The sequence below is a fragment of the Arthrobacter sp. 08Y14 genome, from assembly GCF_002929455.1.
Taxonomy (GTDB): domain Bacteria; phylum Actinomycetota; class Actinomycetes; order Actinomycetales; family Micrococcaceae; genus Arthrobacter_B; species Arthrobacter_B sunyaminii.
This window is the reverse complement of record NZ_PJIX01000001.1, coordinates 1,011,542-1,034,519: the sequence shown is the minus strand read 5'-3', so window position 1 is coordinate 1,034,519 and position 22,978 is coordinate 1,011,542. Positions and strand designations below refer to the sequence as shown.

24 protein-coding genes and 1 pseudogene are annotated in these 22,978 nt (G+C 64.9%); 9 read left to right on the top strand and 16 right to left on the bottom strand.

The features are described from left to right. Positions 1-32: 32 nt before the first annotated feature. Positions 33-242, top strand: coding sequence for a hypothetical protein (locus CXR03_RS04930; protein ID WP_104053370.1), 210 nt, complete (start codon positions 33-35; stop codon positions 240-242). Here CXR03_RS04930 and CXR03_RS04925 read toward each other — a convergent pair. From CXR03_RS04925 to CXR03_RS04895, 7 genes are all read right to left on the bottom strand, one after another. Continuing rightward, positions 239-1,531, bottom strand: a complete 1,293-nt coding sequence (locus CXR03_RS04925; RefSeq protein WP_104102316.1) for a PLP-dependent aminotransferase family protein — start codon at positions 1,529-1,531, stop codon at positions 239-241. The two genes, CXR03_RS04930 and CXR03_RS04925, sit on opposite strands and share 4 nt — an antisense overlap. Positions 1,532-1,578: 47 nt before the next feature. Then, the gene (locus tag CXR03_RS04920) at positions 1,579-2,544 is read right to left on the bottom strand and encodes a LuxR C-terminal-related transcriptional regulator (protein WP_258073491.1); all 966 of its coding nucleotides are present in this window, start codon (positions 2,542-2,544) and stop codon (positions 1,579-1,581) included. A gap of 59 nt (positions 2,545-2,603) precedes the next feature. Then, positions 2,604-3,071, bottom strand: a complete 468-nt coding sequence (locus CXR03_RS04915) for a ribose-5-phosphate isomerase (RefSeq protein WP_104102313.1) — start codon at positions 3,069-3,071, stop codon at positions 2,604-2,606. Between the two features lie 7 nt (positions 3,072-3,078). Continuing rightward, positions 3,079-3,885: a triose-phosphate isomerase gene (locus CXR03_RS04910; RefSeq protein ID WP_104102312.1), complete on the bottom strand. Its 807-nt coding sequence runs from the start codon at positions 3,883-3,885 to the stop codon at positions 3,079-3,081. Positions 3,886-3,894: 9 nt separating this feature from the next. Further along, the gene (locus tag CXR03_RS04905; RefSeq protein WP_104102310.1) at positions 3,895-5,628 is read right to left on the bottom strand and encodes a dihydroxyacetone kinase family protein; all 1,734 of its coding nucleotides are present in this window, start codon (positions 5,626-5,628) and stop codon (positions 3,895-3,897) included. Between the two features lie 4 nt (positions 5,629-5,632). After that, the gene (locus CXR03_RS04900) at positions 5,633-6,628 is read right to left on the bottom strand and encodes a 3-hydroxyacyl-CoA dehydrogenase family protein (protein WP_104102309.1); all 996 of its coding nucleotides are present in this window, start codon (positions 6,626-6,628) and stop codon (positions 5,633-5,635) included. A 136-nt stretch (positions 6,629-6,764) separates the two neighbouring features. After that, positions 6,765-7,478 (bottom strand): GntR family transcriptional regulator, encoded by a 714-nt coding sequence (locus CXR03_RS04895; protein ID WP_104102307.1) that lies wholly within the window; start codon positions 7,476-7,478, stop codon positions 6,765-6,767. Positions 7,479-7,773: 295 nt separating this feature from the next. Between CXR03_RS04895 and CXR03_RS04890 the strand changes: the two are divergent. The 4 genes and pseudogenes from CXR03_RS04890 to CXR03_RS04875 all read left to right on the top strand — a co-directional run. Then, positions 7,774-8,018: pseudogene (locus CXR03_RS04890) on the top strand (SDR family oxidoreductase); the annotation flags it as partial. Between the two features lie 48 nt (positions 8,019-8,066). Then, entirely contained in the window at positions 8,067-9,008 is a 942-nt protein-coding gene (locus CXR03_RS04885; RefSeq protein ID WP_104102305.1) for a sugar phosphate isomerase/epimerase, read from the top strand. Between the two features lie 395 nt (positions 9,009-9,403). Beyond that, the gene (locus tag CXR03_RS04880; RefSeq protein WP_104053359.1) at positions 9,404-10,363 is read left to right on the top strand and encodes a lantibiotic dehydratase C-terminal domain-containing protein; all 960 of its coding nucleotides are present in this window, start codon (positions 9,404-9,406) and stop codon (positions 10,361-10,363) included. A gap of 32 nt (positions 10,364-10,395) precedes the next feature. Further along, positions 10,396-10,587 (top strand): hypothetical protein, encoded by a 192-nt coding sequence (locus tag CXR03_RS04875; RefSeq protein WP_104102304.1) that lies wholly within the window; start codon positions 10,396-10,398, stop codon positions 10,585-10,587. Positions 10,588-10,712: 125 nt separating this feature from the next. Here the strand turns inward: CXR03_RS04875 and CXR03_RS04870 are convergent, their stop codons facing one another. Next, positions 10,713-11,321 (bottom strand): NAD(P)H-dependent oxidoreductase, encoded by a 609-nt coding sequence (locus CXR03_RS04870; protein ID WP_104102302.1) that lies wholly within the window; start codon positions 11,319-11,321, stop codon positions 10,713-10,715. Positions 11,322-11,378: 57 nt separating this feature from the next. Between CXR03_RS04870 and CXR03_RS04865 the strand changes: the two genes are divergently transcribed. Both CXR03_RS04865 and CXR03_RS04860 read left to right on the top strand, forming a co-directional pair. Next, on the top strand, positions 11,379-11,984 hold the full coding sequence (locus CXR03_RS04865) for a TetR/AcrR family transcriptional regulator (RefSeq protein WP_104102301.1): 606 nt from the start codon (positions 11,379-11,381) through the stop codon (positions 11,982-11,984). A 75-nt stretch (positions 11,985-12,059) separates the two neighbouring features. After that, entirely contained in the window at positions 12,060-14,279 is a 2,220-nt protein-coding gene (locus tag CXR03_RS04860) for a catalase (RefSeq protein WP_104102299.1), read from the top strand. Between the two features lie 99 nt (positions 14,280-14,378). Here the strand turns inward: CXR03_RS04860 and CXR03_RS04855 are convergent, their stop codons facing one another. Next, a complete protein-coding gene (locus tag CXR03_RS04855) occupies positions 14,379-14,789 on the bottom strand; it encodes a hypothetical protein (protein ID WP_104102297.1) in 411 nt (136 codons plus the stop codon). A gap of 350 nt (positions 14,790-15,139) precedes the next feature. On the opposite strand from CXR03_RS04855, the gene CXR03_RS04845 reads away from it, so the two are divergent. Continuing rightward, entirely contained in the window at positions 15,140-15,877 is a 738-nt protein-coding gene (locus CXR03_RS04845) for a GAF and ANTAR domain-containing protein (RefSeq protein ID WP_104102294.1), read from the top strand. Between the two features lie 52 nt (positions 15,878-15,929). Here the strand turns inward: CXR03_RS04845 and ald are convergent, their stop codons facing one another. After that, positions 15,930-17,048 carry an alanine dehydrogenase gene (ald, locus tag CXR03_RS04840; RefSeq protein ID WP_104102841.1) on the bottom strand — a complete coding sequence of 373 codons (1,119 nt, stop codon included), beginning with the start codon at positions 17,046-17,048 and terminating at the stop codon, positions 15,930-15,932. 72 nt (positions 17,049-17,120) lie between these two features. Continuing rightward, positions 17,121-17,633 (bottom strand): helix-turn-helix domain-containing protein, encoded by a 513-nt coding sequence (locus CXR03_RS04835; protein WP_104102292.1) that lies wholly within the window; start codon positions 17,631-17,633, stop codon positions 17,121-17,123. A gap of 171 nt (positions 17,634-17,804) precedes the next feature. Here CXR03_RS04835 and CXR03_RS04830 point away from each other — a divergent pair, with 171 nt between their 5' ends. After that, positions 17,805-18,872, top strand: coding sequence for an alpha/beta hydrolase (locus CXR03_RS04830; protein WP_258073490.1), 1,068 nt, complete (start codon positions 17,805-17,807; stop codon positions 18,870-18,872). Here the strand turns inward: CXR03_RS04830 and aceB are convergent. From aceB to CXR03_RS04805, 5 genes are all read right to left on the bottom strand, one after another. Next, positions 18,854-20,452, bottom strand: coding sequence for a malate synthase A (gene aceB / locus CXR03_RS04825; RefSeq protein WP_104102288.1), 1,599 nt, complete (start codon positions 20,450-20,452; stop codon positions 18,854-18,856). The genes CXR03_RS04830 and aceB overlap by 19 nt on opposite strands. Before the next feature lie 137 nt (positions 20,453-20,589). Continuing rightward, a complete protein-coding gene (locus CXR03_RS04820) occupies positions 20,590-21,231 on the bottom strand; it encodes a hypothetical protein (protein WP_104096780.1) in 642 nt (213 codons plus the stop codon). 7 nt (positions 21,232-21,238) lie between these two features. Beyond that, entirely contained in the window at positions 21,239-21,640 is a 402-nt protein-coding gene (locus tag CXR03_RS04815; protein WP_104102286.1) for an Asp23/Gls24 family envelope stress response protein, read from the bottom strand. Next, positions 21,633-22,193 carry a hypothetical protein gene (locus CXR03_RS04810; protein ID WP_146070456.1) on the bottom strand — a complete coding sequence of 187 codons (561 nt, stop codon included), beginning with the start codon at positions 22,191-22,193 and terminating at the stop codon, positions 21,633-21,635. The genes CXR03_RS04815 and CXR03_RS04810 overlap by 8 nt, the downstream gene beginning before the upstream one ends. Then, positions 22,184-22,810 (bottom strand): RNA polymerase sigma factor, encoded by a 627-nt coding sequence (locus tag CXR03_RS04805; protein ID WP_104102283.1) that lies wholly within the window; start codon positions 22,808-22,810, stop codon positions 22,184-22,186. The genes CXR03_RS04810 and CXR03_RS04805 overlap by 10 nt, the downstream gene beginning before the upstream one ends. Positions 22,811-22,978 lie beyond the last annotated feature (168 nt).

Below are 22,978 nucleotides of genomic sequence, written 5' to 3'. Positions count from 1 at the left end.
TCGCCGCTGACCGCGGATACGATCGGGACACTATGACTATTCCTCGGAGCCCCCAGGGGCAAGGCGGCCCGCCGCGCATTGACCTCAAACGCACGCTCATCCTGCTGGCAGTGGCCTTTGTCATCTCCAGCCTGCTGATTATGCTGTTCCCCGGACTGGGCACCTTCTGGCGCCTGCTGATCATCCTGGGCCTGTTTCTCGTCGTCTTTCCGTTCCTGGAACGGCGGCGAAGGAACCGCTAGCCTGCAGCGCGGTCCATTGCGCGGCGCAGGACCGGGGCGAGCCGCCGCACGCCCTCGGCAATGTCCTCCTCTGAAACAGCGCTGAAGGCCAGTCTCAACTTGTTGGAAGGTTCGTCCGAGGGTGAGAACGCGGCTCCGGGGATGAAGACCACACCTGCATCGATGGCCTCGTACAGCAGGGGGTAGGTGTCCACGCCTTCGGGCAGGCTCAGCCACACAAAGAACCCGCCGTCGGGCACCGTCCAGCTCACGCCGTCGGGCAGTTCTTCGGACAGCGCCGCGAGCATGGCGGCGCAGCGCGACGCATATAGCATCCGGGAGTCGCGGATGTTCTGCATCCAGTCGTAGTCGCGCAGATAGGCGGACACCAGCATTTGCGTGAGCGGCGACGGGCAAAGCACCACAGCCTCGCAGGCCAGATAGAAGCGGCGGTGCAGATGGCGGGGGACCAGTGCCCAGCCCACCCGGACGCCCGGGGCAAAGATCTTGGAGAAGGAACCCAGGTACAGGACGTCATCGGGATTGCCTGCCCGCAGCGGTACCAGCGGGTTCCCGTCAAAGCGGAGCATTCCGTAGGGGTTGTCCTCGAGGATGAGGATGTTCGCCTGCGCGCAGATTTCGACAATGCGGGGCCGTCTGCGGGCGGACAGGGTCACTCCGCTGGGATTATTGAAACTGGGAATGGTGTAGAGCATCTTGATGGTCTTGCCCTGCTTCCGCAGCGAAGCGATCGCTTCCTCCAGCGCTTCAGGCACCAGGCCCTCACTGTCCACCGGGAGGGCGTGCATCTGAACCTCGTACGCTTCGAAGGCGTTCAGTGCCCCAACATAGGTTGGGTCCTCGCACAGCACCACGTCTCCGGGGTTGCAGAACACTTTGGCGGCAACGTCCTGGGCGGACTGGGAGCCCGTGGTGATGACAATGTCCGCAGGATCGGCGTCGGTAATTCCTTCCGCCGCCATGACCTCACAGGCCTGGATGCGGAGCTCCTCCATGCCCTGTCCGGCACCGTACTGCAGCGCTTCGAGTCCGTGTTCGGCGATGATGCGCTGCGCCGACAGGCCCAGTTCAGCCAGGGGAAGCGAACGAAGGTAGGGGCTGCCTCCCGCCAGCGAGATCAGCCCCGGCCGGATGGAGATGTCAAAGACGTCACGCACCGCCGACTGCTTGATATGGAAGGCACGGTCTGAAAAGAGGGCTTCATGGCGGTGCGTGGAAGAAACGGCACGGTCAAGGGCTGCCTGGGTCTCTGCTGTCAGAACTGTGGCGGTCGTCTCCTCGGAAGTCATCCCCACATCCTAGCCCGGCTTGTTGCTCTCTCGGCAACAATAGTTGTCTAGATCCACCCGGCCCGGTGGGCTTTTACTCCGGCCTGGAAGCGGCTTTCTGCGCCCAGGTCCTCCAGCATCTTGGCGATGTGGCGCCGGCAGGTCCGCACGCTGATGCCCATGCGGCGGGCTATGACCTCATCGGGTTGTCCGGAGGCCAGGGCGCGAAGGATTGAGCGCTGCACACTGCTCAGCTGATTTCCATGCGGTTCTTCGGCAAGGAACGGCTCGCCCAGCTCCCAGGCAAACTCGAACAACCGGACAAAGACGGAAACCACGTTGGGATCCCGGATGACCAACCCCGCCCGGTCCTGAGCATGTGCTGCCCGCGGGATCACTGCAACCTTGCGGTCGAAAATCACTGCCCGGAGCGGCATCTGGGGGAGGGTCCTAAACTCTCCGCCGGCCGCAGTGACAACCTCCACGGCTCTGCGGGTGGGCATATGGTCCCGGATGCTGGAGTGGTAGAGGGTGCGGCGGGACACTCCCTGCTGCAGCATGTCCACATCTTTCTGGATGCTCTCTTCCTGGGTATCGGCGGTGGCCCCCTGCCCGGGCCGCGCCATCAGGACACACTCTGACGCCGATCTGGCGTATTCGATCAGGATGCGCATCACCTGGTCCGGATCCTCCAGGACCTCCACCGGGGCATCGGTGGATACCCGCCGGCTGGCCTCGGCAAAGACGGGAACCAGTGCGGCGAGCTCACGGCGTTTGGCTCCGATCCGCGAACGGAGATCAAGGAGTGCCCTCTCGTCCGGATCAACCAGTTCAGCCAGTGCGACGTCGGGGGAGACGGCTGTGTAGCTGCGCCGGCCGGTGTTGGCCTGGACCAGCAGGCAGCGCTCCACCAGAGAGTTCACGGCCGCTTCGATGGAACGCGTGGTGAAGCCCAGCGCCTCGGAAGCATCATCTACGGTCCAGCCCGGACTGCTTACGGCGTAACGGTAGACAGCTTGGGACAAGTCATCCACATCCGTTCCTTTCGATTCGGCTGAGGCTACCTTATCCGCCGATGCGCCAAGGCATGCTGTCATCCGTTTTCATAGCCGGAGATGGCGTCCACTTTCTCCGCTGAAGCACCGGCAGGGTCAAACACGTAACCCAGCCATTCCTTGGCGAGGCGGCGCGCCAGCTCAATGCCGACCACTCGCTGGCCCATGCAGAGCACCTGGGCATTGTTGCTGAGCACGGAGCGCTCCACGGAGTAGGAATCATGGGCGGTGACCGCCCGGATGCCGGGAACCTTGTTCGCGGAAATGGCCACTCCCAGGCCCGTGCCGCAGATCAGCAGGGCACGGTCCGCTTCGCCTGCGGCTACTATGCGTGCGGCGTCGACGGCGACGTGGGGGTAGGCAGTATTCTCCGAGTCGGAAACACCCACGTCCACAACGCTTTCAACGCGGTCATCCGCCTCCAGATCCCGGCGCAGAACCTCCTTGTAATCAAATCCGGCGTCGTCTCCGCCGATCACTATCCGCAGTTTTCGGGCCTCGCTCATGATTTCCTCAGTTCCTTGTTCCGCTGGTGGTCTTGTTGTCGACCGGGTCGGGGATCCGGCACCCTGCAGTGTCCGCGGCAATGTCAAGCAAGCTCAGATAAGCGTCCACCTGCCATGCGGCGCGACCGATGAACAGTCCGTTCACGTGCGGGATCCCAAGCAGGGCGGCGGCGTTGTCCGGTGCCACCGATCCGCCGTAAAGCAGCCCGGCCACCCGGTGTCCGCAGCTGCGTGCGAGGGCTGCGAACGGGTCCCGGAGCTCATCCGGTTCGGCAGGCCGCCCGGCGGCACCGATCGCCCAGACAGGCTCGTAGGCAATCAGGACCCGGGAGATTTCCTGCCCGGAAAGGCCGTTCAGCGCCGCGGCGGCCTGCCGGACGATGAGCTCGGCGGAATTCCCCGCATCCAAGACGTCGGCAGGTTCACCGACGCACAGCAGCGGAGTCAGTCCGTGCCGCAAAACTGCTGCCACTTTGAGCCGAACCGTTTCATCGGTCTCCCCAAAGTGCGCGCGGCGCTCCGAGTGGCCAATTTCCACCAGCTGCGCACCGGCATCGGCCACTTGGGGAACGGAAACCTCTCCGGTCCATGCGCCGTTGTCCTCCCAGTGGGCGTTCTGTGCTCCCAGCAGCACCCGGGGGTCATCTTCCAGGATTCCGGCCACCGCGGACAGAGCTGTGACCGGGGGGATAATGAAGGGCTGGACGGCGCCCAGCCGCCGGCCGTCAAGACCGGTGAGCAGGCCGCGCGCGTACCCTTTGGCCTCGGCGAGGGTTTTGTTCATCTTCCAGCTGGTGCCAACCCAAACGGTCACGATTGTTCCTCAGGAGGTGCCGGGTGAGGAGCTGAGGAAACTCCCCAGCGCCTCCATCAGGACCGAGAAGGAATGGGCGCCGGGATCGGGCGTACCCAGGCTCTTTTCGCCCAGGATGCGGGACCGCCCCAGGCGGGAGGTGATGCCTGCCGTTGCTTCGGCTGCTTCCTGCGCCGCGGCCGCGGCCTTTTTTACCGAGCCGGCCAGGTCGCCGGTGGAAGCGAATTCCGCCGCGATGACGTCGCGGAAAGGAAGCGCGGCGTCCACCATGGTTTTGTCCCCGGGGCGGGCCCCGCCAAGCCGGACAACGGCGTCGATTCCCGCGGCAAGAGCCTGGACAATTTCAGGTGCCGCCACGGCGCGGGTGTCGTCAAAGACGCTGCCGGCCGCGGTGAGGGCCGCCCCCCACAGCGCCCCGGAGGTGCCGCCTGCTTCCTCTGCCCAGGCGTCTCCTGCATGAAGCAGGACCGTCCGCGCTCCGGCGCCTTTGGCTGCAGCTTCACTGCCGGCTTTCGCTGCACCCCTGGTTCCGTAGGCCATCCCCTGGCCGTGGTCGCCGTCGCCGGCCACCGCGTCCAGCCGGCCAAAATGCTCTTCGTGCTCAGCCGCCGTGTCGCGCAGCATTTCCAGCACCTGCACGATCCCCGCAGCGGATGCCCGGGATTCCTCCGCCGCCTCCGGAATCGGGTCCTCGCCCGGAACGTGCACTCCGGTCCGCGGCGGTGCCGACGGCTCCTGGGCCGCGCTTCGCCGGAAAGCGGGGGTGTCCGCCGGTGCCAGCCAATACTGCTCCAGTTCATCGTCCAGGAACACGATGCTCAGCGAGAGCCCGGCCATGTTGAGGCTGGTGACATGTTCGCCAATTTCCGGGGCCACCACCGTAAACCCCTTCTCGGACAACCGCTCAGCCACCCGGCCGTAGACCACAAAGAGTTCCTCGTACTTGACCGCGCCGAGGCCGTTGAGTACCACTGAGACCCGGCCGCTGTAGGGGCCGTTCCGCTCCGGTTCCTCTTCGAGGACGCCGTTGAGCAGCAGGTCTGCGACTTCCGAAGCAGTTCCCATGGGAACCTCGCGGATTCCCGGTTCACCGTGAATTCCCAGACCGATGGCCATCTGTCCGTCCGGCACGTGGAACAGGGCTTCCCCGGCTCCCGGCAGTGTGCAGCCGTCAAACGCCACGCCAAAGGAGCGGGTAGCGTCATTGGCCTTCCAGGCCACCCGCTCGGCCTCATCCAGATCTGCACCGGCCGCAATGGCCGCGCCGGCGATCTTGAAGACAATCAGGTCCCCGGCAATTCCGCGGCGGTCCCGGTGGGATTCGGCGGGGCCGGAGGCGATGTCATCCGAGACCTTGATAATTCGGACGTCGACGCCCTCGGCACGCAGCTTTTCGGCCGCCTGGCCAAAGTGCAGGACGTCCCCGGCATAGTTCCCGAAGCCCAGGAGAACGCCTCCGCCGTTTTCCGCCGACCGGGAAACGGAGTACACCTGGGAGGCGGACGGGGAGGAAAAGATGTTGCCGCACGGTGCACCGTGGGCCAGGCCCGGGCCCACCCAGCCGGCAAAAGCCGGGTAGTGCCCTGAACCGCCGCCAATCACCAGGGCAGGCTGGTTTTCCGGCGTTTCCGTGGAGCGCACCACGCCGCCGTGCGCGGGCATCACATGCGCCGGGTGTGCTGCAGCGTATCCGCGCAGGGCGTCGACGGCGAAGTCTGCGGGGTCGTTCAGGAGGTACGTCATGGGGTCAGCGGGTTTCCGTGGAAGTGTGGGCGGTCTCCAGGCCTGCCTCCTCGGCGGGACTGGGTCCGAGCTCCTTCAGCAGCCCGGACATGGCAACATACGCCTTGTTCCGGTAGGCCACAAGGTCCTGGGATTTGTCCGCGGGAATCTGCAGGAAGCCGGCTCCCGACTTGGTGCCGAGCTTCCCGGCATTGACAAGGTCCTTCAGGATTCCCGGGGTCGCAAACCGTTCCGGGAAGGAAGTCTGCAGCGATGCGTAGCAGAAGGAGTAAACGTCCAGGCCTGCCATGTCGGCGATCGCAAACGGGCCAAAGAAGGGTAACCGGAAGCCGAAAGTGGTCCGGACCAGGGTGTCCACGTCCTCCGCGGATGCAATGCCCTCCTCAACCACCTGTGCGGCCTCGTGGAACAGCGCGTACTGGAGGCGATTGAGCACAAAGCCCGTGACATCCTTCACGACGGCGGCATGTTTGCCCGTGAGCGCGACAATTTCCCGGGCTGTGTCAACGGTTGCTGCGGTGGTGCCCGCGTGGGGAATGACTTCCACTCCGGGGATGAAGGGTGCGGGGTTGGAGAAGTGCACCCCCAGGAAGCGGCCCGGGTTCGAGACTGCCTCGGCCAGGGTGGCGATCAGGATGGTGGAGGTGTTGGAGCCGATAACAGCGTCCTGCCGTGCAGCCTCACTGATCCGCGCCAAAGTGGCGTGCTTGATCTCAAGGATTTCAGGGACGGCTTCTTCGATGTAGGAGGCATCCGCCACGGCATCTTCAATGCTGGGGGCTGCCCAAAGGTTTTCCCGCAGCCGCCGGACCGCGTCTTCGGGAAACAGGCCGTCCGAAACGAACAACTCCGCTTCGGCGAGCAGGCGTTCGAGGTTCTTCTCGGCAACTTCCTGCGACACATCGGCCAGCGCAACTCGTGCGTCTCCCAGGGCGAGGACCTGCGCAATGCCTCCGCCCATGTATCCGGAACCCACTACGGCTACTGTTCGCTGGGTCACTGGCGAGTCCTCCGATGCACTGGTCAATGATTCGTCCGGTCGGATTCAACCGGAGTTATTTCATCTTTCCTATAGGATCCATGTGCTGCACTGTGATGTCAACCACATGCCAGGTGGGCCAATTAGGGGCGGATTGTCAGTCCGGCTGCCCGGTGCCGGTGCGGGTTGCCTCATGTTCCCGCGCAGCACGGTCCCGAACGCCGCAGATGTGGCCGGCCATTGCGGCGCGTGCTTCCTCAGCGTTACCCCGGCGCATGGCGGCGACAATCCGGGTATGTTCCTCGATGGCACTGCGTGCATCCCGGACTCCGGTTCCTCCGAACAGGCGGAAGCGGTGGACGTGCCCACCCAGGGAGTTGTAGGCGCCCAGGAGGAACCGGTTGCGGGTTTGTTCGGCGATGGTCCGGTGGAAACGCTCGTCTGCCTCCCAGTAGGACCGGTAATCGGAAAAGTTGGGCCCGTTGGGCGCCTGCCGCAGGTCTTCGATGGAACGCTCGAGCTCCGCCAGAAACGCCTCATCCGCGTACGTGCAGGCAACCTCGGCGGCGTGCCCCTCGATCAGCAGCCGGGCATCCATGAGGTCCAGGAGCTCGTCATGGCTCAGGACGGGAGCCACACGGTAGCCGCGCAGGGCGGCGCGCACCACCATGCCGGTTGCTTCCAGCCTGGCCAATGCCTCCCGGACGGGGGTCGGGGATACGCCAAGATCCCTGGCGGTGCCGTCAATGCTGAGCGGGTCCCCTGAGGCAAGCTTTCCGTCCATGAGGCGCGCAAGAATCTCCGTGTAAACCTGATCCGCCAAAACGCTGCGCTGCACCCAGGCACCGCTCCCTGCTGCATCCGTACCCATGGTGCTCCTCTTGGTCCCGCGTTGGTGTGCCTTCAAGATTTTCCCACAAGGCAGTGTTCCGCCCCGCCCGGGGTTCACAGCGTGGCGGCTGAAGGATCACCGTTCCGTGCGGGTCGAAGGCCAGCTGGACAGTATCCCAATATCCTATAGGGTATAGCCGAGACGCGCCGAACTGTGGCCCATATCGCATACCCGTGGAGTAACTCCAGCGAACAAAGGTGTTCCCTCTATGCGCATTCCCGCTGTCTACCCGCTGAAACACTCGTCCTGGCCCACAGGCCCTCCTGGCTGCGCTGGCGGTGGAGCCTTCTCGAAGACGGGGTACGCGGGGGGGGGGGGGCAAAGGCAGCCGTGCTGGGGCTCACCCGCGGTGCAGCCCGGGAGCTCGGGCCGCACGGCATCACCTGCAATGCCGTTGTCCCGGGACCCATCGACACGGACATCATGGGCGGTCCGCTCAGCGAGGATCGCAAGGCCGCTTTGTCCGGTGACATTCCCGTGCAGCGGGTTGGCCGCCCGTCTGAAGTTGCCGCCCCGGTGTAAATCCGCCCACTAACCCGCATCATCGACCAACGCAAGGAGAAGAACATGACGTACACGGCCGAGACATGGCCCATCGGAGCGGCCCTGCTCAACTTCACGGGAGTAACGCAGGACGGTCTGGACCGTACCGAGGCCGGACCGCAGGCCTGGAAACAGACCCTGCGGGAAGTCAGGGTGGCTGGGTTCGACCACGTGGACCTGACGGATTCATGGGTTCGGGCTGGGGACCTCGACGCCGGCGGGCGCCGTCAGCTGCTGGAGACGGCACGCTCCTACGGGCTCGCTTTCAGTGACCTCGCCGTCACCCGCAAAAGTGTGATCACCGCAGATGAAGAGCAGGCGCAGCGAAACATTGCCTACACCAAGCGGACCATTGACGCGGCGGCGGAGCTCGAAGCACCCATGGTCTGCCTGGGGCTGCATGATCCCCTCACGCAGGAGCAGAAGGATGCGACCTGGTTCTGGCTCGCCAAGGGAATCGAGGACGAGGACACCACCGCCAACCGGGACAAGGCTGCCGGGCGCTTCAGGGAGCTGGGCGAGTATGCCGCGACACGCGGAGTGAGCCTGTCGCTGGAGATGTATGAAGGCACCTTTTTGGGAACGGCGGACAGCTCCGTTCAGCTGGTGAAGGCGGTGGATCTGCCCAACGTGGGGCTTTGCCCCGACATCGGCAACATTGTGCGCCTCCACCGTCCGATTGAGGACTGGCGCGAAATGCTGGTCACGATGCTCCCGCACACCAACTACTGGCAGCTGAAGAACTACTTCCGGGATTACGATCCCGCCACCGGTGCCTACGCCTCGGCACCCGCGCCGCTGGCCCTGGGATTCATCAATTACCGGGAGGCCATTGGCATGGCCCTGGATACAGGGTTTGACGGTCCGATGTGCGTGGAGCACTACGGCGGTGACGGACTCTCGGTGGCCGCCATGAACCGGAACTACATCCGGGACATCCTGCGGGCCAAGCTGCCGGAAGAATAGCCGCCGCGAAAAGACTGCCATGACCGCTTAATGCCATCGCAGGGAAGCCGGCACAGAAAGACCGGATATCCGCCATATTCCTTGTTGGCATGCGGCCGATTCGTCAAGTGCAGAGGGAAATAAATGACAGGCAAGGGCCAAAGGGGCCATGACAGGAACCGGGCACCCGAAAGGGTAGACGAGGCGTTGCGCAGCGGGGGAAGCTTTCGGAGTCAACCAACCGCACAGGCCGGCATATCGGCCGCAGGTACAGGAGGGGAATGAAGATGACCAAAGTTTGGGACTGGATCTAAGGAATCCCCTCAGGGGGAAAGCAACTTGATTTACAACGAGTAACCAGCAAGACCCCGCTCAGCGGCGGTAACCAAGCACCAACCCCGGAGGGGACTCACGCCATGACACAGCTGACAGCAGTTCGAAACGCCTCACGAACTCGCCCGACGGCACAATGGTGGACAGTCTCCTTTTATACCGGGGGCTTCGATGTAGCGGACGGCATCATTGGAGAACTGGTTACCCCGCTGGCGGCCCAAGCACAGGCCTACGGGGCCAGCAGGTGGTACTACACGAGGTGCCTGGAACCGGCCAACGCGCATGTGCGAGTCCGGTTCCTTGGGGAACCCGAAATATTTGAGCGGCTGACGCCCCTGTTGGGCGCGCTGCGGGATCAGGCCAGCGGCGTCATTGGCCATCTCGAAATGACCCAGCAGATCAGCGATCCGGCCACGGACCGTCTGGGTCCCGGCGGAGCGGAACATCAGAATCCCAGGCTCGAGGCCGATCTGGCCAAATACGGCGGCCTGGAAGGATTGGCCCTGGCGGAAGAGGTCTTTGAACTCTCCTCGGAGCTGGGCGCCTGGGCCACGGTCAGGTTTCCGAAAGTTCAGAACAGGTGGGCCTTTGGATCGCTCCTGCTGTTCGATTCCGCCCGCGCCATGATGAAGGGCCCCCACTCGGCAAGCTGGCCGGACCGTCGGCGAATCTCCTGGGACTACTACTGGGACAGCCATTTGCGCAGTTGCACGGCCGGCTTTGGGCAGCGGGCCGGAAGCGTCAGGGAGGCGATGACTATTCAGGTTGCCGCGAAGGTGACGCCCACCCACCGTCTGATGGCTGCCACCGCCGCCGAAAACGCAGTGGAGAACTGGCGCCGCCGCTGGTTCAGGAGCGTCGACAATTACCTCTACCGGGCGGACAAAGCCAGGCTCAGCAGGAGTGCACAGCATTTGACCGTGTATCAGGCGCACATGCTGCTGAACCGACTCGGGCTGTCACTGCGGGAAGAGGCCGCACTGGGCCTGTATGCACGCAGTTGGAGCACTGAACGCGAAGCGGCACTGCTGGACCGGCACTAGGAAACGATCAAGCCCTACCAGAAGGAGACCCCGTGACAAGCCGCAACGAGTTCATAGTAGCGTCGACTTCCCAAGACCTGTCAGAGGCCCTTGGGTGCTCCGAAGACGTTGTTGAAGAACTGCGGGACAAGGGGATTGTTGCCTCCAGCGGAGAGCTTTGGGACGTTGGTCCCGCACGTGACTACCTGCGGGACGCGGCCTGGGCCGGCGGCTTCTGGGTTTGAGGAAATAAACTTCCCGGACTGAGACACAAAACCGGACTGAGACACAAAGCCGGACTGAGACACAAAAAGGGACGGACCCAACTGCGGCAGCAGCAGGGTCCGTCCTGTTTTGCGTTTCGGGGCTGCTAGGCAGCGGTGGAGGCGGAAGCCCCGGCAAGCGACGAAACCACGGTGCGGACCTGTTCCACCACCTCGGCATCATCCTTGGGGTGGATCTCGGCGAAGCGGGTCACGGAGCCGCCAATGGACAGGCGCACGTCTTCCACCAGGTGGGCACCGGCAATTCCCAGGGACTTGCGGGCGTCATCATGGGCCCAAACCCCGCCGAACTGGCCGAAGGCGGAACCGATCACGGCTGCGGGGGTGCCGGCAATGGCACCAGCGCCGAACGGGCGTGACAGCCAGTCAATGGCGTTCTTCAGGACAGCGGGCATTGTTCCGTTGTATTCCGGGCACACCAGCAGCAGGGCGTCGGAGGAAGCAGCTGCCTTGCGCAGCGCCGCAGCGGCTTCAGGGATGGAGCCCTCGACGTCGATGTCTTCGTTGTAGAACGGGATGGTTCCGATGCCCTCGTGGATGACAATCTCAACACCCTCGGGGGCGTTCAGGACGGCCGTTTCGGCAAGTTGACGGTTGACGGAACCGGCCCGAAGGCTGCCGACCAGGGTAAGTACTTTAGTGCTCAAGGAAACTCCTATCAGGGACCGTGCCGGTTTGAGGCACAGGTATTGCATCTAAGACTATAAGCGGACTACGGTCCGCTTTATTCCGCGGGGGTTAGACTGGCGCGCATGCAGGCAGGCAGGGAAGAGATCGCGGGCGGCGGATGCGAGCGTCTGGATGCGGCAAGAAACCGCAGCCTGCTGCTGCGCACCGCACTGGAAATGGTTTCCGAGCGGGGTGCGGAAGCACTCACCATGGACGATCTGGCACGCCGTGCAGGCGTGGGCAAAGGAACGGTTTTCCGGCGCTTCGGCAGCCGTGCCGGCGTGATGCGGGCACTGCTTGACCACGCAGAACGGGACTTTCAGGAAGGCTATATGGCCGGTCCCGCACCTCTGGGGCCGGGAGCGCCGCCGCTGGAACGCCTGCGGGCATTCGGGGTTGCGCGGATCCAGGCGCTGGATATCACCGGGGAGCTGCGGCGGGCGGCCGACGTCGATGCCTTGATGCACTATCGGCATCCGGCCCGCCAGCTCGAATTGAGCCATCTCAGGATGCTCCTGTCCGCCCTTCCGATGATCCGCGATCCGGAGCTGACCGCCTACCAGCTGGAGTCCTTCCTGGAAGCCGGGCTGCTGCTGCATCTGCATCGCAGTGCGGGGATGCCGCTGGAGCGGATAACCGAAGGCTGGCTGGAATTAGTGGACTCGGTGACAGCAAATAAGTGTCAGTAGGCTTACTAATTTAGTAGGGTGTCTAAAGGCCGCCGTATTTGGGCGGCGTCTGGTCCGAACGATGATGGAGGCTACATGTCTGACAAGAGCACATCCGTACCCGGCGGTTCGATTCCGGGCGTACCGGGGCCGCAGGCTCCGGAACTGGCCGAGCCGACCGAGCCGCGGGAACCGCTGCCCCCGAAGCCCGACCAGGACGGACCCGAAACGGTCTCACCCACCGGCGTTCCCACCGGAGCGCCCAAATCCTCCAACGCGCAGAGCGGCCGGTACCTGACCACCGCACAGGGAGCCCGGCTCGGCGACACGGACCATTCACTCAAGGCAGGTCCCCGCGGACCGATCCTTCTGCAGGACCATCACCTGCGGGAAAAAATCACTCACTTTGACCACGAGCGCATCCCCGAGCGCGTAGTCCATGCCCGCGGTGCTGCTGCCCACGGCGTGTTTGTTGCCAACGGCGCCGCAGAAGGCGTCACCCGGGCAGGTTTCCTCGCCAAGGGCACCGAAACGCCGGTGTTTGTCCGCTTCTCCACGGTCCTGGGCTCCCGCGGTTCCGCGGACACCGTCCGTGACACCCGCGGTTTCAGCACCAAGTTCTACACCGACGAGGGCAACTATGATCTGGTTGCCAACAACATCCCGGTGTTCTTCATCCAGGACGCCATCAAGTTCCCTGATGTCATCCACGCCGGCAAGCCGCACCCGGACCGCGAAATTCCGCAGGCTCAGAGTGCCCATGACACTTTCTGGGACTTTGTCTCCCTGCACACCGAAGCACAGCACCACACCATGTGGAACATGTCGGACCGCGGCATCCCGCGCTCCTACCGCACCATGGAGGGCTTCGGCGTTCACACCTTCCGCCTGGTCAACGCCGCCGGCGAAACCACGCTGGTGAAGTTCCACTGGAAGCCGCGGCAGGGCGTGCACTCGCTGGTTTGGGAAGAAGCACAGATCATCAACGGCATGGACCCCGACTTCCACCGCCGGGACCTCGCAGACTCCATTGAAGCCGGCGCCTTCCCGCAGTGGGATCTGGGCATCCAGGTCTTCCCGGACACCGAAGACGAAATGTTCGAGGGCATCGACCTCCTCGATCCCACCAAGCTGGTTCCCGAGGAACTGGCTCCGGTGCAGATCATCGGTACCATGACCCTGAATGCCAATGTCACGAACTTCTTCGCTGAAACAGAGCAGGTGGCCTTCCACCCCGGACACCTGGTGCCGGGTATCGACGTCACCAATGATCCGCTGCTGCAGGGCCGTTTGTTCTCCTACATCGACACGCAGCTGACCCGTCTGGGCGGTCCGAACTTTGCCCAGATTCCGATCAACCGTCCGCACGCCCCGGTCAACGACATGCTCCGGGACGGCTTCCACCAGGACGCGGATCACTCGGGGGTTGCTCCGTACCAGCCCAACTCCCTCGACGGCGGCTGCCCCTTCATGGCCGGCGCGGACATGGGTGCCTTCATCGACGTCCCCACCGAGGTGCCGGCGTCCCGCAAGGTCCGCGAAAATCCGGCAACCTTCGATGACCACTACAGCCAGACGCGGATGTTCTTCCGTTCGCTGACGCCGGTGGAGCAGGACCATGTGGTGCAGGCCTACACGTTTGAACTCGGCAAGTGCTACGAGGAGAACATCCGGCTGCGTCAGCTCCAGTCCCTGGCTAACATTGACGAGCGCCTCGCCACTGAGGTGGCAACCGGTCTGGGCCTTGAAGCGCCGGCACCGAACGTCGTCGTTGAAGACACCCCGCCGAGCCCGGCGCTGAGCCAGCTGGGCGGCACCTGGCCCGTGGCCGGCCGTCTGGTTGGCGTTGTGGCCGACGACGCAACGGACCTGGGTGCGCTGAACGAAGTGCTCTCCGCTGTCACCGCCGAGGGCATGGTTCCGCTGGTGATCGCTCCGCACGGCGGCAAGCTGGGCGGCGAAGTTACCATTCAGCGGACCTACCTGACCGCCCGCTCCACCGAGTTTGACGCCATTGTGGTGGCGGCAACGGGCGCACCGGCTCCGGACGCCGTCGATAGCCTGGATGCCAAGGCAGGCAACCCCGAGGGCCATCCGTCCCTTGACCCGCGCGTCACCATGCTCCTGGCTGAGGCCTTCCGCCATGCCAAGGCCATTGGCGCACTGGGCGACGGCGGCTCGGTCCTCATGACCGCAGGTGTTCCTGTGGACGCCCCCGGCGTTGTGGTGGGAACCCCTGCCGAGGTAACGGCAGGCGTCAGCCGACTGCTGGCAAGCCACCGCGTCTGGGAGCGCTTCCCGACGATGGTTCCGTAACCGGGACGCTGCGCGGAAACCGGGCAGCATCTTTCAAAAGGGGAAGCCAGGCGGTAGTCACCGCCTGGCTTCCCCTTTCGTCGTCAACCGGGTTCGTGCTCAGCGGGGCGGCGTCAGGGCCCTGATCAGGGAGTGCAGTTCAGCCCGCAAGCCTTCGACGTCGGCGTCGGCGAGGAGCATCAGCTGGGTTTCGGCGTGGGTGGCCTGCGCGCTGATGCTCTCCCCGGAGGCAGTGATCGTCCACTGGCCTCCGGCGCCTGAGGTGATGTACCCGCAAGGCTGAAGGGCCGCCAGACAGTCGCGGACGCAGGCGGCGGGCAGCCCTGAACTCACGGAGAGCTGATCCTCCGTTGCCGGAGATTCGGCCAACAACCGCAGGATGAGCGTGCGTTCATGGGTAAGGCGCAGCTCCGCCAGGGATTCTTCGGTGGCACGGTTGGTGAGGAACGCTGCGGCGGAAAGCAGCCGGGGAACATATCCGGGCGCGGACCGGTCGGTCGAAGCGCTCATTTGCTCCATCCGGGAGGGAACCAGCCGGCCGGAACGAAGTGTCCGGCGAAGGATTCGCAGACGGAACATGTGTAGTTGGCCATAGCAGGCGTATCGCCTGCCGCCGGGGTGAAGGATTCAAAAATGAGAAAGTCGTCCACACCGCACTGGTGACAGACGGGAATTTGAACTGCAGGATCCATGGATATCCTCTGCTGGAGGGTGCGCAGAAAGCCATGGCCGCGTCTTGACCGTGAAATTTTTATCGTAATATCAAACGGCACGGCAGACAATTCCGCGCCCGGGCTTGCCGCCCGTCATTGCATACTGCCGCCGTCCTATCCGATGTGGCATGTGCCAGCAGAGGAATTATGGACGACTCAAGCACCACAAGTGCCCCGTGGGCACAACTGCAGGATCTGCTCGTTCACCACGAGGATGTGCAGGACTTTCTATCTGAACTTGCGGTTCTGACGGCGTCATCGCTTTCCCTTCGGGGAACCACATACTGCGGTATCACCTTCCAGCGCTCGCGCGACCACCAGTTCACCGTGGCCAGCAGCGACAGCGAGGCGCTGCAGATGGATGAACTCCAGTACGCATTCGGGGACGGGCCGTGCCTGCACGCGATCCGGATCCAGGCCGAGGTGCACGTGCGCGATGCTGCCACCGACAGCCGCTGGCCGGAGTACATGGACTGCATCCGGAACTACGGCATCCGGTCCATGTATGCGGTTCCGCTCAAGCTGGGCGGGCAAGCCAAAGCAGCAATGAATCTGTACGCCAAGAGCCCGGATGTTTTCGACGAGGACTTCCGCCGCGTCGCCCAAACTTACGCCGCCGAAGCCTCGCAGGCCCTGCTTCTGGCGGTGCGGGTATCACAGCATGCGGCCACCGTAGAGGATCTGCAGGGTGTGCTCGCCTCACGGACCACCATAGATCTGGCCGTGGGCATCATCATGGGACAAAGCCGCTGCACTCAGCAGGAGGCTTTTGACATCCTGCGGCGGGCCTCCAACAGCCGCAACGTCAAGGTGCGGGTCCTGGCGGGCGAAGTTGTTGAGCGGCTGAACGGTGAACCTGCCGCCACCCATTTCACTGAAGGCTAGCGGCCCGGGGCGCGGACGGCCGGGAATGTTCCGCCGTCCGCGCGTTTGCTCATCAGGCCGGGACGAGCGCGGACCAGTCCTCCGTCAGCCCCAAGCCAAGTGCCGTGGACACTGAGGCATGGGCCACCTTGCCGCCGGCGATGTTCAGCCCGCGGGCCAGCGCCGGGGAGGCGTCAAACGCGCCGCGGACGCCGCGGTCGGCCAGTGCGACGGCGTAGGGCAGCGTGACGTTGGTCAGCGCATACGTGGAGGTGTTGGGCACCGCGCCGGGCATATTGGCCACGCAGTAGAACAGGGACCCGTGGACCCGGTAGGTCGGATCCTCGTGGGTGGTGGGCCGGGAGTCCTCGAAGCATCCGCCCTGGTCCACGGCGATGTCCACCAGGACGCTGCCGGGCTTCATCCGCGAGACCATGTCATTGGTGACCAGCTTCGGGGCCCGGGCTCCCGGAATGAGCACCGAACCAATGACCAGGTCGGCATCCGCCAGCGCACGCTCAATTTCAAAGGCGTTGGACGCGATGGTGCGGATCCGGCCGGCGTACTGGGCATCGAGCTGGCGCAGCCGGTCAATGTTGATGTCCAGGACGGAGACGTCGGCGTGGGCGCCCACTGCCGCAGCCACAGCATTGGTGCCTGCCACTCCGGCACCGAGGACCACCACCTTTGCCGGACGAACACCCGGCACGCCGCCAAGAAGCAGTCCGGGACCTCCTGCCGGGGACGTCAGGCACTGTGCGCCCACCTGGACGGAGAGGCGGCCGGCCACCTCGGACATGGGCGCCAGCAGCGGAAGCACCCGTCCTTCCTGCACTGTTTCATAGGCAATGGCCGTCATTCCCGATGCCAGCAGTGCCCTCGTCAGTTCGGGTGCGGCCGCCAGATGCAGGTAGGTGAACAGCACCAGATCGGGACGGAAGAACCGGTATTCCGCTTCCACCGGTTCCTTGACCTTCAGGATGAGATCGGCCTGGTCCCAGACATCATCAGCCGAATCCAGAATTGAGGCACCAGCCCCGGCATATTCGGCATCGCTGATGCTGGAACCTGTCCCCGCGCCGGATTCCACCAGCACCTGATGCCCGCGGGTCGTGAACTCGTGGACGCCGGAGGCCGTAATGGCCACCCGGAATTCGTTGTTCTTGATTTCCTTGGGGATACCGATAATCACAGCTAGCTCCGTTGCATTGCAGGTGAGGCGGGCAACCGCCGGGTTTCTCCCCAGCATAGGGGAGTGGAGCCCTCACTCCTCAACTTGTGCGCCGCTGTCCTGTGTCCGTGCCGGCCTGGCCGCCTGCTGCGCCTGAAGCCAGGCTTCGACGTCGGACAGGCGGATGCGGCGGTGCGTGCCGCGGTATTCAACGGGGATGATTCCGGCATCCGTGAGATTGCGCAGATACGTGTGGGAGATCCCCGCTGCCGCCGCAGCCTGCGATGTCGTCAGGAGGGGAATGTTGGAGCCGCTCCGGGCACCCGGGGTAGTCGGCACTGACGGTGCCCCGGACGGCTGCGCCGCCGGTTGCGCCGCCGTCGGCCGTGATGCCGCCGGCTCGGCCCCGTCATCGGAGGCCACCACAACGCCTTCACCCCGGCCCAGCCGTGCGAGCAGGTCCAGCACAGCATCGCGGGCGGCAGCGGGCAGGCGCAGCGCAGTCCCGTCAACAAAAACGGTCACGTCGCCCGCGGAAAGTGCACGGGACAGTGCCCGCACCTCTGCGGCCGGGAGCGGAGATGTACGGAGAGGGGTCGGGGTCATGCTGCCATCTTGCCAAAGATCCCCGGCAATAACCTCACCCGCTCCGTGCGCTGGTCAAGCGGCACCGCCGCCCGGCTGCGTTGACCGCAGACTCGGCGGCGCGGGAGCATGGACGGTAGCCGCGCGGACGCCATCCGGTCTCCGGGCGAGCGGCATGAAGGGAACTTTGTCTTGCAAGAACGGAACCGGTCGTCCCGGGCAGCCTGGCAGCCGGACATTCTCGGTGAAGGCTTTGAGCAGCTGACACTTGACCTGCCCGACGGTGCTCCGGCGACACTGGTCCGCTACTCGCCCCCGGACATGCCGCCCGGCGGGGAGTGCGCCGGCGGCGATGTCCTTTACGTGCACGGATGGTCGGACTACTTTTTCCAGACCGAACTTGCCCGGTACTGGGCGCAGGCCGGGATGCGCTTCTATGCCCTGGATCTGCACAACTACGGCCGCAGCCTCCGTCCGGGGCAAAGCCCCGGATTCACCACGGACCTTACCGAGTACGACGCCGACATCGCCGCGGCGCTCGACGCGATGGGGAGGCCCGCCCCGCCGAATGCCGGCCAGGCCGCCCGTCCCGGGACGCCTGCGCGGCCCTTGATTCTGCTGGGGCATTCCACCGGCGGGCTCACCCTGAGTCTCTGGGCTTCCCGGCATCCGGGGGCGGCCTCGGCCCTGGTGCTGAACAGTCCGTGGCTCGAATTCCAGGCTACGGAGCTGGGCAGGCGGATCATCTCGCCGCTGATCGGCAGGGAGGCACAACGGCACCCTCTCGCACCGCTGCCTCCGGTGGACGCCGGAAACTACGCCCGTGCCGTCTTTTCCGCCTTCGGCGGAGAGTGGACCTACAACCTTCTGTGGCGTCCGCTGCGGGGGTTTCCGGGCACCGTTGCGTTCCTCAACGCGGTGTTCCGCGCCCAGGCTGTGGTCGCCCAGGGGCTCCGCCTCGACATTCCCGCGCTCGTGCTGCTCTCCGACAAGAGCTATCTGCAGCCCCGGTGGTCAGCCGACGCCGAAAAGGCCGACGTCGCGCTGGACGTGGACGTGGTGGCCAACCGGGCACTGTCGCTGGGAAACTGCGTGACCGTGGCGCGGGTGCCGGACGCCCTGCACGATGTTTTCCTGTCCGCAAAGCCGGTGCGCCGGCGTGCCTACGCGGTTGTGGACCAGTGGGCGCGGGGCTACCTGCCCGCAGCCCCGGAAGCGTCACCGGAGCTGCGGGCGGGTCCTCAGTCGATCAGCTCATAGGCGGGCAGGGTCAGGAAGTCCACGTAGTCGTCGGCCAGGCTGATGTCTGCAATCAGCTGGCTCGCCGGAGCGTAGAAGCGGGTGAACTGTTCCTCGGGAACCTCGCTGCGCAGGCGCTCGGTTTCTTCGGCCAGCAGGCGTTCCACCAGTTCCGGGGTTACGGTGGCTCCGGTGTCCTCCAGGACAATGCCGTTATGCACCTGCTGCCACACCTGCGAGCGGGAGATTTCAGCCGTGGCTGCATCCTCCATGAGGTTGTGGATGGCCACGGCACCGTTTCCGGAGAGCCAGACGGCCGTGTAGGCCACGGCCACATACAGGTTGGACCGCAGGCCGGCCTCGGTGATGGCGCCTTCCGCCGTGGAGACGTCCAGCAGGTCCTTGGCCGTGACGGAGACGTCGTCGCGCAGCTTGTCCACCTGGTTCGGCTTATCCCCGAGGACGGAGTCGAACACCTCACGGCAGGTCTGAACCATGTCCGGGTGGGCCACCCAGGACCCGTCAAAACCGTCGTTGGCTTCCCGTGTCTTGTCCGCTGTCACCTTTTCGAAGGCCTTGGCCGTGACTTCCGGTTCCCGCCGGTTCGGGATGAAGGCTGCCATGCCGCCCATGGCGAAGGCTCCGCGGCGGTGGCAGGTGCTGACCAGCAGCTCCGTGTAGGCGCGCATGAACGGTGCCGTCATGGCGACGTCGGCGCGGTCCGGCAGCAGGAAATCCTTGCCGGAGTCGCGGAAGACCTTGATCATGCTGAAGAGATAGTCCCAGCGGCCTGCGTTGAGGCCGGAGGCGTGGTCCCGCAGTTCGTAGAGGATCTCGTCCATCTCGAAGGCGGCCGGAATGGTCTCAATGAGGACGGTGGCGCGGATCGTGCCCTGAGGGATGCCCACGTATTCCTCGGAGAAGGTGAAGATGTCGTTCCAGAGCCGGGCCTCCAGATGGCTTTCCATCTTCGGCAGGTAATAGTAGGGTCCCTGGCCGTTGTCGAGGAGCTGCCGGGCGTTGTGGAAGAAGTGCAGGCCAAAGTCCACAAGCGCGCCCACGGCGGGTTCGCCGTCGACCGTTACGTGCTTTTCCGGAAGGTGCCAGCCGCGGGGCCGTACAACGGGCACGGCGAGCGGCATGTCCGTGCGCAGCGTGTATTCCTTGCCTTCGGGCGAGGTGAAGGAGAGGTCCCCCCTCGCGGCCCGGTACAGGTTGTATTCGGCGTCCACCACGTTGTGCCAGGTGGGGGTGTGGGCGTCCTCCAAGTCCGCCAGCCACACTTTTGCTCCGGAGTTGAGTGCGTTGATGGCCATCTTGGCCGGCGATGCCGGGCCGGTCATCTCCACGCGGCGGTCGGTCAGGGCAGCGGGGGCCTCAGCTACTTTCCAGGCGCCCTCGCGGATGCTGGCGGTTTCGGGCAGAAAATCCAGGCTTTCTCCGGCCGCGATGCGGTTGCGGCGGTCAGCCCGGGCTGCCAGCAGGTTGTCCCGCGTGGGCCGGAACCGGTGGTGCAGCTCCTCGATAAACGCCAGCGCATCCGGCGTCAGGATTTTCTCAGCCCCCGGGGCGGGGGACATGTCGCTCACATCAATGGCCATGGTGTTTCTCCCTACGAGTGGTGAGACGGCTGGGTTTTCAGCCGATGCATCGATGCGTTGGAGCTTACACTCTTTCTTTCCAATGCCTTCCGCATCGTGGATATTTTTGTCTGTTTAGTGAAAACATGACGAAAAGTTTAGGCGTCCAGCGTGCGCATGAAGGTGAGAACTTCCGCCGCCGTGCTCCATCCCTGGCGGGCATACCAGAACCCGGACTTGGGCAGGGCCGGCATCAGGATCAGCGGCAGGTCCCGCACTGCTGCTTCCTCGGCCAGGGCCGCCAGCACCGCGGTTTCCATGGTGTGGTCGGGGTCCGGCCGGCGGATATCGATGCCGCCGAACACGGCAAACCCTTCGCCCCGTGCAATCCGTCCGCGGGCCACAGGTTCCCCGAAGGCACTGATTTCCACCACCGAATAGTCCCGGGATTCCGCCAGGGTGAGGTCTGCACCTTCGGGTAGCTGGGGAACCTGGGGAAGGTCCGCGGGATCAGCGGTCATCAGCGCCAGGGTGGACAGCGAAGCGAGTCCCTGCCCGGCGGCAAACTCCCTTGCCGTGTCCGCATCATCGGTCACCAGCGTGAGCCGGGCGCCGGGGGTCGCGGAGACCTCCGCGGCGGCCCGGGGAGTGTTCCGCCCGGGCCAGGTAACCACATACTGCGGTGCGCCCCCGCCAAAAGGGGCCATCAGCACCGCGTCCCCGTCCAGGGTGCTTCCCAGCCCGCGCACCGCCGCCCACACCGGTGCCCACTGCGTGAAGTTGCCTTGCCACGGCCCCAAGCGCGGTTCACCGCCCCGAGGACGCAGGGGGCGGCGGTTCCTCAATGGCGAGGATGGTGACGTTCACCGAACTGACGGCAACTCCGGTCCTGCGCAGGGCGTGGCGAACGCGTTCCTGGAGGTCAGCCGCAACTTCCAGGGCATTGAACCGGGCATCCGTGGCCACCTCCACGTCAACGGTCGCACGGCCGTCGGAGACGGCGGCAAAAACCCCGTCCCGGCTCGTCCGGTAGCCTGCATCCGGAACCCGGCGCAGGGTGTTGCGGGCTGCCGAACGGACCCGCGCCACCAGCTGCCCCAGCGGCGGCCCCAATCGAAGGATGCCGGGTGTCTCCCTAGCGGCCCGTGCGGCCACAGAAGCTATCACCGAACTGCCGATCACCTTGCCGCGCAGCGGCCGGTCAGTCATCGTACAGATCCTCGACCGTCAAATGGACCGCCTGCGGTGCAACGCCCACGGACGTTTCAACGGCGTCGTGAATGGTCAGGCGCAGGAAGTCCATGGCCCGGCAGATGTCGACTCCCGGGGCCACTGCAGTGCGCAGATGGATCAGCAGCCCGGCACCTGTTTCCGGCTCATGGTGAATGCGGCAGCGGCGGGCGCGCACACCTCCTATGGCACGGGCTGCGTCGCGCACGACGGCGGCGAGGGCCGCTTCACTGATCTCCACCCGTCCCCCAGCGGAGCCGCCCAGGAACAACCGGGGGCTGCGCCGCATCTGTAGGAAGGCCGCATCCAGGACCCTTTCTTTCAGCGCATACGGCGGCCGGAGACCCGGGTGCCGCAGATCGTGGTCCCGAAGCACGTTCGTGGCCCTGAACAGCGGCTCCAGATCGGCACGGACGCTTCGGCAGTCCGGGCAGGACCGGGTGTGGCGGTCCGGCGGCTGCAGCATGTCCTGCCAGATTCGGTTGACGGTGCGCCCGCAGTCAACCTGGTCAGCGCGCATCTCTAATGCCATTGGATCATCGCCTCCGCGAGTTTTTCCCGTGCCCGTGCCAACCGGCCGCGCACCGTGCCCGTTCCTATTCCCAGGGTGGCGCCTATTTCCGCGTAGCTCTGGTCGTGCATTTCGCGCAGCAGCCAGCACGCACGCTGGTCGGGCGGAAGTTCCGCCAGTGCCCGGGACAAACACTCCAACTGGGCCGCCAGTTCTGCTGTCCGGTGCGGATCTCCGGACAGCGGACCGATTGCAGGCCAAAGGCCGGTTAAATCGACGCTGTCTTCAGGATGGGCGGTGCGGCGGCGGAGAACGTCGAGGCACCGGTTGGTAGCTGTCCGGTAGACCCAGCTGCCGAAGGCGCTTGAGCGGTCCAGTCCGGGAAGGGCACGCCAGCTGGCGGTCAGGGTGTCCTGCACAACGTCTTCTGCGTCACCCCGGTCATTGAGCAGCCGGTATGCCAGACGGAACAGTCGTCCCTGATAAGACTCCACCAGGTGTTCGAAGGCGGATAGATCTCCGTCCTGGGCACGCGCCACCACAGTGGCCTCATCCAGCCCCTTGTACCCGGGGGCGGGTGCCGTGCTGCGGGACCGTGTAACAGTGCCGGACTCGTCCGGCGATTCAGCCGCAGCCATGGGCGCCCCTGTCCGGTCCGGCAGACGCCGGTCCCACCCAAATAATCCCAGAGCGTCTGCGCGGGCGGAACAGTGCGCGGGCACAACGGGTGCGGGTGGGGGAAGTTTGCCAAACGGTGTGACAAATACCCCCGCAGTGCGTCTTTAAGCTCGCAAGCGTTCCCCGAA